Source organism: Arthrobacter sp. CDRTa11, from assembly GCF_026427775.1.
GTDB lineage: Bacteria > Actinomycetota > Actinomycetes > Actinomycetales > Micrococcaceae > Arthrobacter.
Genome location: NZ_CP044532.1, coordinates 1,829,954 through 1,845,977, shown reverse-complemented (window position 1 = coordinate 1,845,977; position 16,024 = coordinate 1,829,954). Strand labels below are relative to the sequence as shown.

Sequence of the window (16,024 nt, the reverse complement as noted above, 5' to 3'; positions counted from 1 at the left end):
TCACTTTGCGGTTGACGGATCGGTTTCTTCATCAGGGCGGTCCCCATGGGAAACCTGGAGCGGCGCCATGGGACGGGGCGTCCTGATGATGGGGATGGGCCCGGTGTGGATGGCTTCGGCGCGTGGAACGGGACCTCGCCAGCCGTGGATGGGAAGCTCGAACTTCCGGACCAGCCTCGCGGAGAACGGCGTGCGGTGGGTCCGGGCCAAACGGACCGGGGTGGCCGATTTTGTCACTTCCACACGCGCTCCGGGCGGCAGGTCCACGGAACGCCGGCCGTCGCACCACAGAACCCCCTGGGCGTCGGTGCGGTTGAGGACCTCGACCGCCAGCCTGGACCGCGGCGATACCACCAGCGGTTTGGCGAACAGGGCGTGCGCGCTGATGGGAACGATGACCAGCGCTTCGACCTCCGGCCAGACCACCGGGCCGCCGGCGGAGAACGCATAGGCCGTGGAGCCGGTAGGGGTGGCCAGGACCACGCCGTCACAGCCAAAGGAAGTCAGCGGGCGCTCGTCCACTTCCGTGACCACCTCAAGCATGCGTTCGCGGTTTCCCTTTTCGATCGCGGCCTCGTTCAGGGCCCACGTGTGCCAGATCTTTTGACCCCTGACCCAGACCTGCACGTCGATGGTCATGCGTTCTTCCACCGTGTAATCCCGGCGCGCGATCCATTCAACGGTCTGCGCAAGGTCCGCACGCTCGCTCTCGGCCAGGAATCCCACGTGGCCCAGATTAACGCCGAGCAGGGGCACATCAACTTCCCGCACCAGTTCGGCGGCCCGCAGGATAGTGCCGTCACCACCCAGGACCATCACCAACTCGACATCAGGCAGCTGCACATGGTCGTGCAGGATTTCCACCGGCTGGCTCAGGTGCCCAAAAAAGCGTTCCATGTCACCGTGCTCGGACTCCTGCATCACCGGCACAATTCCCGAGGCGTGCAGCTGGGCGCAGGCTTCCCAGGCGGCCTTCAGTGATTCCTCGCGGCCAGTGTGGGCAAGGACAAGTACTCGCCTGCTCATCGGGATTCCGCTTTCTAGTGGTTCGGCCAAAGACGTCCAAGCAAAGCAGCAATGGCTGCGTCGCGCTCTTCGATCTTAGGCAAGTCTTGGCCGATCCTGCGTCTTATCCACAGGAAGTACTCGACGTTTCCGTCCTGACCCGGCAACGGACTGGCCGCCAAGCCGCATAAATCGAGTCCGGCGTCGAGCGCGGCGATAGCCACTTTCTCCACAGCCATCCGGCGTTCCCGTTCAGAATTCACTACCCCGGTGCGGGCCAGGCGGTCCTTGCCGATCTCGAACTGGGGCTTGACCATCAGCACCAGGTCTCCGCCCGGCTCGGTGCACAGGCCCAGCGGGAGAACCACCAATGTCAGCGAAATGAAGGACAGGTCAGCGACGGTCAGTGCGGCCAGCCCACCGATATCCGCCGGAGACATGTAGCGGACATTAAGTCCCTCGTGGACTGCAACCCGGGGGTCGCTCCTGAGCTGCGGCACCAGCTGCCCGTGCCCGACGTCGACGGCCACTACATGGGCTGCGCCGCGCCTGAGCAGGACCTCCGTGAAACCGCCGGTGGAGGCGCCGGCGTCAAGGCACCTCTTGCCTGCAACCGTGATCGCGGGGAATGCATCCAGTGCCCCGGCAAGTTTGTGCCCGGCCCTGCTCACATAACTGTCCTCTTCGCTGTGCTCCACCGCCAGGTCCTTGTCCTCCGGGACCTGGACTGATGCCTTGGACAACACCTGCCCGGCGGAACTGACTTTTCCTTCAGCGATCAACGCGGCGGCATGCGTGCGTGACCTTGCCAGGCCACGGGCAACCAGGGCCTGGTCGAGCCGTGCCATGGTCACAGTCCACCATTCGCTGACGGGGCATCCTCGTTCAGGGATTCCAGCAGGGCATCATGGAGTTCAGCGTAGACGGCGTCATGTTCGGCCACCGGCTGGTCCCTGAGGCTGTCCAGCGGAGCCACGATGGCTTCGACGGAAGGATCCCCTATGTCCCCCGGCGTGCTTTCGGGCCATTCCGGGGTGGGCTGGGCTGCCTGGTGCTCTTCGTTCAGCTCAGTCATGGCACCAGTCTAATGACCCAGCCACTCAAGCCTTGGCGAGTACGCCTCGGCTGTCTCCGGCACGGCGGCCCACCAGGCGGCGCAGGCGGCCCGCCAGGAGTCCAGGTCATCCTTGTCACCCGTGACCTTCACTGTGCCGTCGCCGGCCACGGCGCTGGAGGGGCCGCAGCGGTAGACGCCGTCGGCGTTCTCAATCACCGGATAAGGCTGGTGCAGGTCTGAAAGCGAGTTGATCAGGTAGTTGGGGCGTTCGGCAGTCCTGGCCGCCAGGATGGTCTCCCTTGTATCGACGCCGGTGAGGACGGCCACCGTGGCAAAGCCAGCGTTGTTGCCGCCCAGGATGTCGGTGTCCAGCCTGTCGCCCACCACCAGCGGGCGGTCAGAGGCAAGGCGTTTCGCAGCGGCGTGAAACAGCGGAGCCTCCGGCTTTCCGGCGACTCTCGGCTTCTGGCCCGTGGCAGCCGCTACCGCGGCTACCAGCGTGCCGTTTCCGGGAGCTATGCCGCGTGCCTGCGGGATGGACATGTCAGTGTTGGTCGCCACCCAGAGGGCGCCGGCGGCAACCACGTAGGCTGCCTCGGCGAGGTCCTTCCAGCCGATCCCGGGGTTGAAGCCCTGGACCACCGCCACCGGGTCCTCATCCTGACTCCAGACAGGGGTCAGGCCCACAAGTTCAATTTCCTGGGCAAGCGCCGGGCTTCCCGTGATCAGGACGCGGGAAGCGGGGGCGAGCACCGACGCCAGCAGTTCCGCGGCGGCCTGCGAGGAACTGACCACCTGCTCGTCTTCGGCAGGCGCACCCAGCTCCCGAAGGTGGGCGGCAACCTGGGAAGGCGTACGCGATGCGTTGTTGGTGACATAGCCCAGGCCCACGCCCAGTCCGGCCAGCTGTTGAAGCGAATCAACGGCTCCCGGAACGGCGTGCGGGCCGGCGTAGACCACCCCGTCCAAGTCGGCCAGCAAGGCGTCGAACCGGGAAATGAGAGAAGCGGCAGCCATCCTGACTAGTGTTCCCGGCTCTCGGTGTGACCTGCAGCCTCGTCATCGCCCTGTCCGGTTTCGATGGATTCAGCTTCGTCAGATCCCGATCCCTCGAAGTCCGGTTCATCCGACTCGAGTTCACCTGATTCAAGTTCGCCGGATTCGAGTTCGTCGGATTCGAGTTCGTCGGATTCGAGGGAGTCCTCATCTGATTCCGCGTCATCCGACTCGAAGAAGTCTGATTCGGCGTCATCAACCGATGAGTCCACGCCGGTTGGCTCCGGAGCGGAAGCGGGCTCCACTGCCTCGGGCCGGGTGCCGGCCGCGGTGGATGTGCCGGATGCAGCTGATGTGCTGGATTCGCTTGAAGCGCGTTCCATCAGGCGACGGCGGTCCGCCTCCTCGCGGGCTTCTTCTTCCTCGTCCCAGCCCAGATCAAGGATGTCCGGCTCTTCGTCTGCTCCCAGGCCCAGGGCGTTTTCGGCCACAACGGCCTGCTTCTCCCACTTAGCTGCTTCGGCCTCGCGGCCCACCGCGGACAGAGCGTTGGCGTAGGCACGGAACAGCCGGGGGCTGTAGGAGAAAGCGCGGTTGATATCAAGCTGCGGAATCTCCAGCTCAGCAACGGCGGCATCCAGCTGGCCAAGATCGGTGCGCGCTCCGGCAGCCACGATGGCCAGCTCAGCCTTGCCCGGAGCGTCCAGGTCCTTGGCTTCCTCGGATCGCACCACGTCGAGGGCACGGTCGGGGCGGCCCAGGCCGCGTTCGCAGTCTGCCATCACCGGCAGGTGGACGTTTGAGCCGCTGATGCGGCGGTAGGTCCTGAATTCCCGCAAAGCTTCCCCGTAGTGCCCTGCGGCATAGGCCGTGAGGCCAACAGCCTCGCGGACGGCGGCCAGCCTGCCGCCACGACGGCTCGCTGCCAAAGCATGCTGGAAAGCAAGCTCCGGCTCGTCATCGATCAGCCGGCCGGCCATCACCAAGTGACGGGCAACCCACTCCGCGCTCTTGTCTTCGAGGGTCTTAATCTGGTGCTGGGTGGCGCGGTCAAGCTCCTTGCCCGTGACATCCTCGTCGATCTCCGGAGAGCGTTCGCGGTCGGGCCGGTTGGCGCTGCGGAGGTCGCGCGCGTTGGGCACACGTGCCGGACGGTCTTCCGGACGGTCACGGCCGAACTGGCGTGGGCCTGAATCGCTGCGGTCGAAACTGCGCGGTGCCCTGTCCGGACGGTCACCAAAGGGTTTCCGATTTTCGCCCCCTGCATAGCTGCGGCGTTCGCCGTCGCCTTCGCGACGGGGACGGTCACCATACGGCTTGTTTTCACGGTCACCGTAGGGCTTCCGGTCTCCGTAAGGCTTGCGTTCACCGCCGGCGCCACCGCTGTAGGGCTTACGTTCGCCGGCGCCGAAGTTGCGGCGTTCGCCATCACCTTCACGGCGGGGGCGGTCACCATACGGCTTGTTTTCGCGGTCACCGTAGGGCTTACGCTCGCCACCACCGCTGAAGGGCTTACGCTCTCCGCCGCCGAAGCTGCGGCGTTCGCCGTCACCTTCGCGACGGGGACGGTCACCATACGGCTTGTTTTCACGGTCACCGTAGGGCTTCCGGTCTCCGTAAGGCTTACGCTCGCCACCGCCGCCACCGCCGTAGGGCTTACGCTCTCCGGCGCCGAAGTTGCGGCGTTCGCCATCACCTTCACGGCGGGGGCGGTCACCATACGGCTTGTTTTCGCGGTCACCGTAGGGCTTACGCTCGCCACCACCGCTGAAGGGCTTACGCTCTCCGCCGCCGAAGCTGCGGCGTTCGCCGTCACCTTCACGGCGGGGACGGTCACCATACGGCTTGTTTTCACGGTCACCGTACGGCTTACGCTCGCCACCACCACTGAAGGGCTTACGTTCGCCCGCACCGGCACCGCGCCGTGGACCATCAGTGCTTTCACGGTTTTCCCTGGAACGGAATCCCCGAGGTTCTCCGCCGGAGTTGCTTGTGCCGCGGAAAGGACCGCGGTCTTTTCCGTCGCGGTTGCCGCCATTGTGCTCAGCCATGTGGGATTCCTCCTGTTATGAGCCGACCACTGGCGCAATCGCAGCCGCTCTTATCCGTATTTCGTTGTCCTACGCAACCCGAAAATAAAGCGCTTCCGGGTCCGTACATCTGAATCAATTCTAGGCGAGGCGCCCCACTCCCCAGGACAGAGATGACGATATGCCTGCCGTCGTGGGAATCTTCACACTCGGCAGGCCGATCCTCGTCTGCGGCCGTTCCTGGCCGGATGGCCCGCTCCTCTGGGCTCCCGGCACCGTTCGGGACCCGGTTTCCGTGGATATCCAGTTTGGGTGTTTAAATGGGTCAGGCCCCGACTTGTGTCGGGGCCTGAGCCTAATGATTGTCCGGCGGTGTCCTACTCTCCCACACCCTCCCGGGTGCAGTACCATCGGCGCTGTGGGTCTTAGCTTCCGGGTTCGGAATGGGACCGGGCGTTTCCCCCACGCTATGACCGCCGTAACCCTTGTACCCGTCCCCCGTGGTGCTGGTGGGGGTGGGAAGTCTTTGTGGTTACAACGTGTTCTGCCGGTTAAGGCAGTTGTGGTGTTGTTATTTAGTTATGTTCCCTGCAACGTAACCGGTTTGGTTTGTTGTTTGGGAACCACATAGTGGACGCAAGCAGTCTTGTTTATCTTTTTACTTTCTTCGGGTGTGAACGTCTTTTGAATGCCGTTCACGAAGAAAGTGTGTGGTGTAAGTTATCGGCCTATTAGTACCGGTCAGCTTCACGAGTCGTTAGTCCTCGCTTCCACATCCGGCCTATCAACCCAGTGGTCTGGCTGGGGGCCTCTCACACACAAGGTGTATGGAAATCTCATCTCGAAGCGAGCTTCCCGCTTAGATGCTTTCAGCGGTTATCCCATCCGAACGTAGCTAATCAGCGGTGCACTTGGCAGTACAACTGACACACCAGAGGTTCGTCCGTCCCGGTCCTCTCGTACTAAGGACAGCCCTTCTCAAATTTCCTGCGCGCGCAGCGGATAGGGACCGAACTGTCTCACGACGTTCTAAACCCAGCTCGCGTACCGCTTTAATGGGCGAACAGCCCAACCCTTGGGACCTACTCCAGCCCCAGGATGCGACGAGCCGACATCGAGGTGCCAAACCATGCCGTCGATATGGACTCTTGGGCAAGATCAGCCTGTTATCCCCGAGGTACCTTTTATCCGTTGAGCGACGGCCATTCCACAATGTACCGCCGGATCACTAGTCCCGACTTTCGTCCCTGCTCGAGATGTCTCTCTCACAGTCAAGCTCCCTTGTGCACTTACACTCGACACCTGATTGCCAACCAGGCTGAGGGAACCTTTGGGCGCCTCCGTTACTTTTTAGGAGGCAACCGCCCCAGTTAAACTACCCATCAGGCACTGTCCCTGACCCGGATTACGGGCCGAAGTTAGATGTCCAAAGTGACCAGAGTGGTATTTCAACGATGACTCCACCCGAACTGGCGTCCGGGCTTCAACGTCTCCCACCTATCCTACACAAGCCACTCCGAACACCAATACCAAACTATAGTAAAGGTCTCGGGGTCTTTCCGTCCTGCTGCGCGTAACGAGCATCTTTACTCGTACTGCAATTTCGCCGAGTTTATGGTTGAGACAGCGGGGAAGTCGTTACTCCATTCGTGCAGGTCGGAACTTACCCGACAAGGAATTTCGCTACCTTAGGATGGTTATAGTTACCACCGCCGTTTACTGGGGCTTGAATTCTCAGCTTCGCCGTGAGGCTAACCGGTCCTCTTAACCTTCCAGCACCGGGCAGGAGTCAGTCCGTATACATCGTCTTGCGACTTCGCACGGACCTGTGTTTTTAGTAAACAGTCGCTTCCCCCTGGTCTCTGCGGCCCCGATCCCCTCCCGGTCGCTAGTACCGTTCAAGGTTGGGGCCCCCCTTCTCCCGAAGTTACGGGGGCATTTTGCCGAGTTCCTTAACCATAATTCTCTCGATCGCCTTAGTATTCTCTACCTGATCACCTGTGTCGGTTTGGGGTACGGGCGGCTAAAACCTCGCGTCGATGCTTTTCTCGGCAGCATAGGATCACCAAATCCCCCCGTGAGGGGGGTCCCATCAGATCTCAGGCATCATGAACAGCGGATTTGCCTACCGTTCGCCCTACATCCTTAGACCGGGACAACCATCGCCCGGCTTGGCTACCTTCCTGCGTCACACCTGTTAATACGCTTACCTCCCAGGATCAGGTCCCGCGCTCCACCAAAACCCACGTCACCACAAGGGTGGGCGGGCAGGTTTCGGGCAGTTAGTATCCCCTGTTCAGCATGGACGGTTTTTCGCCGGTACGGGAATATCAACCCGTTGTCCATCGACTACGCCTGTCGGCCTCGCCTTAGGTCCCGACTTACCCAGGGCAGATTAGCTTGACCCTGGAACCCTTGATCATTCGGCGGACGGGTTTCTCACCCGTCTTTCGCTACTCATGCCTGCATTCTCACTCGTGTAGGCTCCACCGCTGGTTTACACCGCGACTTCACTGCCCACACGACGCTCCCCTACCCATCCAGACGCCTGAACCACAAGGGCTTAGCTAATATCTGAATGCCACAACTTCGGCGGTGTACTTGAGCCCCGCTACATTGTCGGCGCGGAATCACTTGACCAGTGAGCTATTACGCACTCTTTTAAGGATGGCTGCTTCTAAGCCAACCTCCTGGTTGTCTTCGCAACTCCACATCCTTTCCCACTTAGCACACGCTTAGGGGCCTTAGTTGGTGGTCTGGGCTGTTTCCCTCTCGACTATGAAGCTTATCCCCCACAGTCTCACTGCTGCGCTCTCACTTACCGGCATTCGGAGTTTGGCTGACGTCAGTAACCTTGTAGGGCCCATTAGCCATCCAGTAGCTCTACCTCCGGTAAGAAACACGCAACGCTGCACCTAAATGCATTTCGGGGAGAACCAGCTATCACGAAGTTTGATTGGCCTTTCACCCCTACCCACAGCTCATCCCCTCCATTTTCAACTGAAGTGGGTTCGGTCCTCCACGACGTCTTACCGTCGCTTCAACCTGGCCATGGGTAGATCACTTCGCTTCGGGTCTAGATCACGCCACTGCAACGCCCTATTCAGACTCGCTTTCGCTACGGCTTCCCCACACGGGTTAACCTCGCGACGTAACACTAACTCGCAGGCTCATTCTTCAAAAGGCACGCCGTCACAGCTACTATGCACACAAGGTGCGGCTGCTCCGACGGATTGTAAGCACACGGTTTCAGGTACTGTTTCACTCCCCTCCCGGGGTACTTTTCACCTTTCCCTCACGGTACTGGTCCGCTATCGGTCATTAGGGAGTATTTAGGCTTATCAGGTGGTCCTGACAGATTCGCACGGGATTTCTCGGGCCCCGTGCTACTTGGGATACTCTCCAGGCGGTACAAAACATTTCGGTTACGGGGCTCCCACCCTCTCTGGCCGGCCTTTCAAGACCGTTCACCTATGCCTGCACATCACACCCCACTGTCCCGGCAGAGACAGAACGGAAAGTCCCACAACCCCGACCATGCAACGCCCGCCGGCTATCACACATGGAACGGTTTAGCCTGATCCGCTTTCGCTCGCCACTACTCACGGAATCACTATTGTTTTCTCTTCCTGCGGGTACTGAGATGTTTCACTTCCCCGCGTTCCCTCCACGCACCCTATGTGTTCAGATGCGGGTCACCAGATCACTCGCGCGTCTGGCGGGGTTTCCCCATTCGGACACCCTGGGATCACAGTCCGGTTATCGACTCCCCCAGGCTTATCGCAGATTCCTACGTCCTTCTTCGGCTCCTAATGCCAAGGCATCCACCGTGTGCTCTTAAAAACTTGACCACAAAAGATCAATCAGTAATTTTCGAGAGAACCACGAAAACCAACCACACCCCAACACCCACGAAGGGCATCAACAGCGCAGCCAGATCCAGGTTCATATTCTTGGAAATTGCTTCTTATAAAAGATGCTCGCGTCCACTATGTAGTTCTCAAACAACAACCCCAAACCACACACCCCACACACACAACCCTCCAAAAGAAGATCAAAACCGTGCGATCGGTGCAGCCAGGAAACCAGAAACAAACAAACCCGGAACCCTCCCTCACAGAAGAACCCCGGCCCTGTTGCCTCAGGACCCAACAGTGTGCCAAACACTACCCAGCAACCCGATCCATCCGCGTTCCAGGACACCCGCCCTTCCCAAAGGAAAGAACAAAACATCCGTACTAGCAAACGGTCCGTGCCACCAGGCACCTATTCGTTGATATTCCACCCATGAGCACCCGCCGCAGAACTTGCGTCTGCGCAACGGGCATATACTCCTGACAAACCCCCACCAACGCATACACGCAGCAGTGGTCTGTAGGTGCTCCTTAGAAAGGAGGTGATCCAGCCGCACCTTCCGGTACGGCTACCTTGTTACGACTTAGTCCCAATCGCCAGTCCCACCTTCGACAGCTCCCTCCCACAAGGGGTTAGGCCACCGGCTTCGGGTGTTACCAACTTTCGTGACTTGACGGGCGGTGTGTACAAGGCCCGGGAACGTATTCACCGCAGCGTTGCTGATCTGCGATTACTAGCGACTCCGACTTCATGGGGTCGAGTTGCAGACCCCAATCCGAACTGAGACCGGCTTTTTGGGATTAGCTCCACCTCACAGTATCGCAACCCTTTGTACCGGCCATTGTAGCATGCGTGAAGCCCAAGACATAAGGGGCATGATGATTTGACGTCGTCCCCACCTTCCTCCGAGTTGACCCCGGCAGTCTCCTATGAGTCCCCGCCATAACGCGCTGGCAACATAGAACGAGGGTTGCGCTCGTTGCGGGACTTAACCCAACATCTCACGACACGAGCTGACGACAACCATGCACCACCTGTGAACCGGCCCCAAAGGGGAAACCACATTTCTGCGGCGATCCAGTCCATGTCAAGCCTTGGTAAGGTTCTTCGCGTTGCATCGAATTAATCCGCATGCTCCGCCGCTTGTGCGGGCCCCCGTCAATTCCTTTGAGTTTTAGCCTTGCGGCCGTACTCCCCAGGCGGGGCACTTAATGCGTTAGCTACGGCGCGGAAAACGTGGAATGTCCCCCACACCTAGTGCCCAACGTTTACGGCATGGACTACCAGGGTATCTAATCCTGTTCGCTCCCCATGCTTTCGCTCCTCAGCGTCAGTTAATGCCCAGAGACCTGCCTTCGCCATCGGTGTTCCTCCTGATATCTGCGCATTTCACCGCTACACCAGGAATTCCAGTCTCCCCTACATCACTCTAGTCTGCCCGTACCCACCGCAGATCCGGAGTTGAGCCCCGGACTTTCACGGCAGACGCGACAAACCGCCTACGAGCTCTTTACGCCCAATAATTCCGGATAACGCTTGCGCCCTACGTATTACCGCGGCTGCTGGCACGTAGTTAGCCGGCGCTTCTTCTGCAGGTACCGTCACTTTCGCTTCTTCCCTACTGAAAGAGGTTTACAACCCGAAGGCCGTCATCCCTCACGCGGCGTCGCTGCATCAGGCTTTCGCCCATTGTGCAATATTCCCCACTGCTGCCTCCCGTAGGAGTCTGGGCCGTGTCTCAGTCCCAGTGTGGCCGGTCACCCTCTCAGGCCGGCTACCCGTCGTCGCCTTGGTGAGCCATTACCTCACCAACAAGCTGATAGGCCGCGAGTCCATCCAAAACCACAATAAAGCTTTCCACCCCCCACCATGCGATGAGGAGTCATATCCGGTATTAGACCCAGTTTCCCAGGCTTATCCCAGAGTTAAGGGCAGGTTACTCACGTGTTACTCACCCGTTCGCCACTAATCCACCAGCAAGCTGGCCTCATCGTTCGACTTGCATGTGTTAAGCACGCCGCCAGCGTTCATCCTGAGCCAGGATCAAACTCTCCGTTGAAGTAAAACAAAAACAGACACAACCACCAACCCCGGGAAAACGGGATAAAACGGCTGCACAAAATTTGAAACCAGCTGTAAAAACCAAACCAACCACGGGGTGGCGGCCTGGCCAATTCAACCAATTCATATAAAATAAACCGGTATCAACAAACTTGGCACACTATTGAGTTCTCAAACAACAGACACATTCGAATATTCCCGAATCAATTCATATTCAATGAATTGTTATTTCGTATTTCTTCGCTGCGATGTTTCTAGCTTATTTCATTCATATTCACTTTGCAAATCCGGGTTATTTTCCCGATGTTCACTTTGTGGAATGAATCCACCCATTAGAAAGTGAAGCTTTTCATCATTTCCGTGCTGTGCACATGAAGAATTGCTTCTCTTGTGAAGGGGGTTGTCACCACTCAGCGGCGGCGACTCAGAAGACATTACACGCTCCTTCGCGGCCGTGCAAATCGGCTGCGGAGGAGCGTGCATGCAGGGTAATTATTAGGGAACCAGGACTTCCACGGTTGCCAGATTCTTCTTCCCCCGGCGCAGCAGCAGGTACTGCCCGTGAAGCAGTTCCGATTCGGAAATCACGGCTTCAGGATCGGAAACCTTCTCATTGTTAACATAAGCGCCGCCTTCCCCCACTGTGCGGCGGGCGGCGGACTTGCTCTCAGAAAGGCCCGAGGCAACCAGCAGGTCCACGATGCCCATTCCGTCCACCTGGATCCGGGCGGAGGGAAGCTCGGACGTTGCAGCTTCGAGGGTCTGCCTGTCCAGCGCAGTCAGGTCCCCGTTTCCGAAGAGAGCGGCAGAAGCGGCTATAACCTTCTCGGTCGCCTCTACGCCATGGACCAGCGAGGTCACCTCAAACGCCAGTTTCCGCTGGCCTTCGCGAGCGAACGGGCGCTCCGCAACTGCGGCCCCAAGCGTTTCGATCTCGGCCCTGCTCAGGAACGTAAAGACCTTAAGCCTGTCCACAACGTCGGCATCGGCAGTATTGAGCCAGAACTGGTAGAAGGAGTAGGGGCTGCACATGCCGGCATCGAGCCATATCGCATTGCCTTCGCTCTTGCCGAACTTGGTGCCATCTGAATTGGTGATCAGCGGCGTGCCCAGCGCATGGACGGTCTTGCCCTCCACCTTGCGGATCAGTTCCGTGCCGCTGGTGAGGTTGCCCCACTGATCGGAGCCACCGGTCTGCAGGACGCAGCCGTAGTCACGGAAAAGCTGGAGGTAGTCCATGCCCTGCAGGATCTGGTAGCTGAATTCCGTGTAGCTGATGCCTTCCTCGGAATTGAGCCTGGAGGCGACAGCATCCTTCCGGAGCATGGTTCCCACCCGGTAGTGCTTGCCGATCTCGCGCAGGAAATCAATGGCACTCAGCGGCGCTGTCCAGTCAAGGTTGTTGACCATCCGGGCAGAATTGGCGCCTTCAAAGCTCAGGAAGCGGCGGACCTGTGCCTGAAGGTAGCCCACCCACTCGGTCACGGTGTCCTTGGTGTTGAGCGTGCGCTCCGCCGTGGGCCGCGGATCACCGATCAGGCCCGTGGAACCGCCCACCAGGCCCAGCGGCTTGTGGCCGGCAAGCTGCAGCCGCCGCATCAGCAGCAGCTGGACGAGGTTCCCCAGGTGCAGGCTTGGTGCCGTGGGGTCGAAGCCGCAGTAATAGGTGACCGGCTCGCCGGCGAGGAGCTTTTCCAGTTCCGCTTCATCAGTGGAGACATGGACCAGGCCGCGCCATTTGAGCTCCTGCCAAACATTGGCAAAGGAGGGGTCGTTCTGCTGGGATTCGAGATCGTTGAGTTCTGACACGCCTTCTAAGTTAGCAGGATTGACGGCCGCCGGCGCCGAATCCACAGCACTGGTCACCGGCAGCCAATGGCCTGCACCGCGCAGGCCCGCTGCACCGTCAAACCAAGCCCTTTGTCAGTTCAGCGTTCAATGCCCGCCGGAACGGTACCGGCCGCGATCAGCCTGAGCCGCTGCGTAGGACGCGTCATGGCGACGTACAGATCCCCTACCCGGCCATGCTCGTGATTAAGCATCATGGCTGGTTCCAGCACCACCACTCCATCGAACTCCAGCCCCTTGGCTTCGCGGGGGCTGATGACAACAATGTCCTGTTCGTAGCTTCCGGCACCGTTGCCAATGCGCCTGCCATAGATGGCGCGCAGGGCTGCTGTGGCTTCCGGCAGCAGGTGGCCGTCGGCGATGACGGCGAGCAGGCCGCCGTCGAGCGCTTCCAGTTCCTCTGGCAGGACCTCAACGAGCCGGCTGACGACCTTGCCTGTTTCCACGCGGTCGATAATGGGCGACCAGCGCCCTTCCCGGACTGCCTTCGGGGCCGAGACCACCAGCCCGGCGGCGTTGGCCATCCGCGCTGCAGCTTCTGCGATCTGCGACGGCGTGCGGTAGTTGACCGTCAGCTCTTCGAGTTGCCAGCGGTCCCCGAACATGGGTCCCAGCGCCGCCTGCCACGAGTTGGCGCCGGCCACGGAACTGGTCTGGGCGATGTCGCCGACAATGGTGAAGGACTTCACCGGGCACCGGCGGACCAGCAGGCGCCATTGCATGGGGGAAAGCTCCTGGGCCTCGTCCACCACAATGTGCCCGAACGCCCAGGTCCTGTCACTGGTGGCACGCTCGGCGGCCGTGAGCCTGCCTTCGCGCTCCTGGTTCTGGTCCACCAGTTCCTCGGCGGACACCAGGACGTCCACACCTGCAGTTTCCATGTTGACCAGCGTTTGCTTGGCGTTGGCGAGGTCGCGGGCACGGTCATGCTCCTGCTGGGCCAACCCCCTGCCCGCGGCGGGATCAAGCTCGCCGAGCAGCTCTGCAGCTTCATCAAGCAGAGGGACATCGGCCTCCGTCCATGGGGCATCCACGGGACGAAGCAGCAGGGCCCGCTCGGCTGCAGTCAGATGCGGGGTGCAGGCCTCCAGCACCGCCGGCTTGCTCAGGAGCTCGCTGATCAGCTTCTCCGGTGTCATGGGCATCCAGCAAAGGTTCAGTGCGATCCGCACATCCCGGGCGGTGCGGACGTCTTCGGCCAGGTAGGAGCGGTCGGCGTTGTTTCCGATGCTTCCGGCCTCCACGAGTTCCGTCATCTGTTCGGTCAGTTCGCGGAGCAGGATCTTCACAAAGGTGAGGCGGGCCTCGTTGTGCGGCTTGCCGGTGGAACGGGCACGCTCCCGGGCGCGACGGACCTGCCGCGGCGTCAGCAGCAGTTTGCGGCCGTCAACTTCCAGGACGCGGTTCTCGGCGGGAATCCGCTGCCGGTTGGCCACTGCGTTGGCCACAACGTCTGCCATGTCCAGCCGGCCCTTGATGGCGGCGACGTCCGCCTCAGGCTCCGCAACAGCATTGATGCCAGGCATCAGCCGCCCTACGCTTGCCATCACCACACCGGTTTCGCCCAAGGACGGCAACACCCGTTCGATGTACTTCATGAACGACGACGACGGCCCCACCAACAGCACGCCGGCGGTCTTAAGCCGGTCCCGGTGGGTGTAGAGCAGGTAGGCGGCGCGATGCAGCGCAACCGCGGTCTTGCCGGTGCCTGGGCCGCCCTGCACCACAACGGCACCGGAGATGGAGGAACGGATGATGCGGTCCTGCTCGGACTGGATGGTTCCGACAATGTCGGACATCCGGCCGGTCCGCTTGGAGTCGAGTGCGGCCAGCAGGGCTCCTTCGCCCTGCAGGGACGCATTGTCCGCCAACATGCCGGCGTCCAGCACATCGTCCTCGATGGCCTTGACTTCCCGGCCCTGGAGAATCAGGTGGCGGCGGCGGCGGACCCCTTGCCGGTCGAAGGCCGTCGCCTGGTAGAAGTGGCCTGCTTCGGGCGCGCGCCAGTCAACCATCAGGCGCTGCAGATCCTCGGTGGTCAGGCCGATGCGCCCGATGTACTGGGCTTCGCCGGAGTCCAGGTCGAGGCGGCCAAAGACGAGGCGGTCGTCCACGGCATCCAGCTGAGCCAGGCGGTCCTCATAAAGGGCAGCGAATGCGTCACGCTCGGAAACATTCTGCATGGTGCCCACGGCACCGGCCCGCCGGACCTGCGCCAGTTGCTTGCGCTTTTCTTCGCGGAGCTCTTCAAGCCGCGCATACAGGCCGGCAACATAGTCCCGTTCGTGGGCCAAATCGGCGTCGAGCATTTAAACGTTCCCCTATCGCAAAAGACAGACCGTCCATTCTACAACCATTTCGGTTAACGCACGTGTGGCGGCGGGACTGTTACTCCACTGTCACCAACTTCACCACTGTCAGTTGCTTCACCGTCCCCGTCACGCACTTAAGTCACCCTTCGTGCTTTTGCCGCCTTATATCGCGACACGGTGGGATCGTCCGTGATCCAGAACCGCCACGCGTACATGTCTGACCCGCCGGCGCCGGACACTCCCACCCGTGGGCCGGAGCTGATTCCGGCTACAGGCTCTGCGGGCAGCTCCAAGTGGAACGGAACGGCAAGGGCGTCACGGCCACTGTCCGCGGTGGTCAGCCCGAGCGCTTTGGCCAGCCTCGCCGGCCCGCTGGCCAGATCGGCTGTGGACCGGGACGTCGGCCGGCGCCGCTGGGCCAGCTGCTGCCCTGCCGTTACTTCTCCGGCCCGCAGCAGAACCGCGGAGGCCACTCCCGGCGGGCCGCACACAATATTGGCGCAGTGATGCATCCCGTAGGTGAAGTACACGTAGAGGTGCCCTGCCGGGCCGAACATCGGCGCATTTCGGGCGGTGGGGCCGCGGTATGTGTGGGAACCCGGGTCCGGGTGCAGTGAGTCCTCCGGGCCCAGATACGCCTCGATTTCCGTCAGCCGGACCGACACCGCGCCATCCCGGGAATCATGGGTCAGGACTGCACCCAGCAGCAGGGGCGCAACATCGCGGGCGTCGCCCGACAGGATCTCCCGGAGCCTGTCTTCCTTCGGCCGGCGGTTGGTGCTCATGCTCCGACTCTATCCATGGCCGGCCGGCACCAGGTGGATTCCAGCGGCGTAGGATGAGCAGCTGGCCCCCACGGC

At 60.9% G+C, this 16,024-nt stretch carries 9 protein-coding genes and 3 rRNA genes; all 12 read right to left on the bottom strand.

The window, feature by feature from the left end:
* Positions 1-1,026, bottom strand: coding sequence for an NAD kinase (locus F8G81_RS08405; protein ID WP_267278532.1), 1,026 nt, complete (start codon positions 1,024-1,026; stop codon positions 1-3).
* Positions 1,027-1,040: 14 nt separating this feature from the next.
* Entirely contained in the window at positions 1,041-1,853 is an 813-nt protein-coding gene (locus tag F8G81_RS08400; protein WP_267278531.1) for a TlyA family RNA methyltransferase, read from the bottom strand.
* Between the two features lie 2 nt (positions 1,854-1,855).
* Positions 1,856-2,080 (bottom strand): hypothetical protein, encoded by a 225-nt coding sequence (locus tag F8G81_RS08395; RefSeq protein WP_267278530.1) that lies wholly within the window; start codon positions 2,078-2,080, stop codon positions 1,856-1,858.
* 9 nt (positions 2,081-2,089) lie between these two features.
* Positions 2,090-3,079: an HAD-IIA family hydrolase gene (locus F8G81_RS08390; RefSeq protein WP_267278529.1), complete on the bottom strand. Its 990-nt coding sequence runs from the start codon at positions 3,077-3,079 to the stop codon at positions 2,090-2,092.
* Between the two features lie 5 nt (positions 3,080-3,084).
* The gene (locus tag F8G81_RS08385) at positions 3,085-5,109 is read right to left on the bottom strand and encodes a hypothetical protein (protein WP_267278528.1); all 2,025 of its coding nucleotides are present in this window, start codon (positions 5,107-5,109) and stop codon (positions 3,085-3,087) included.
* A gap of 343 nt (positions 5,110-5,452) precedes the next feature.
* Positions 5,453-5,569 (bottom strand): 5S ribosomal RNA (gene rrf, locus F8G81_RS08380).
* 229 nt (positions 5,570-5,798) lie between these two features.
* A 23S ribosomal RNA gene (locus F8G81_RS08375) occupies positions 5,799-8,939 on the bottom strand.
* A 538-nt stretch (positions 8,940-9,477) separates the two neighbouring features.
* A 16S ribosomal RNA gene (locus tag F8G81_RS08370) occupies positions 9,478-11,002 on the bottom strand.
* Together the 16S, 23S and 5S rRNA genes form the textbook arrangement of a ribosomal RNA operon.
* A gap of 266 nt (positions 11,003-11,268) precedes the next feature.
* Positions 11,269-11,439, bottom strand: a complete 171-nt coding sequence (locus F8G81_RS08365; protein ID WP_267278527.1) for a hypothetical protein — start codon at positions 11,437-11,439, stop codon at positions 11,269-11,271.
* 60 nt (positions 11,440-11,499) lie between these two features.
* Entirely contained in the window at positions 11,500-12,813 is a 1,314-nt protein-coding gene (gene tyrS / locus F8G81_RS08360) for a tyrosine--tRNA ligase (protein WP_267278526.1), read from the bottom strand.
* Positions 12,814-12,932: 119 nt separating this feature from the next.
* Complete coding sequence (locus F8G81_RS08355) at positions 12,933-15,161, bottom strand: HelD family protein (RefSeq protein WP_267278525.1); 2,229 nt, start codon at positions 15,159-15,161, stop codon at positions 12,933-12,935.
* A 137-nt stretch (positions 15,162-15,298) separates the two neighbouring features.
* On the bottom strand, positions 15,299-15,949 hold the full coding sequence (locus tag F8G81_RS08350) for a DNA-3-methyladenine glycosylase (RefSeq protein ID WP_267278524.1): 651 nt from the start codon (positions 15,947-15,949) through the stop codon (positions 15,299-15,301).
* Positions 15,950-16,024: the final 75 nt, after the last annotated feature.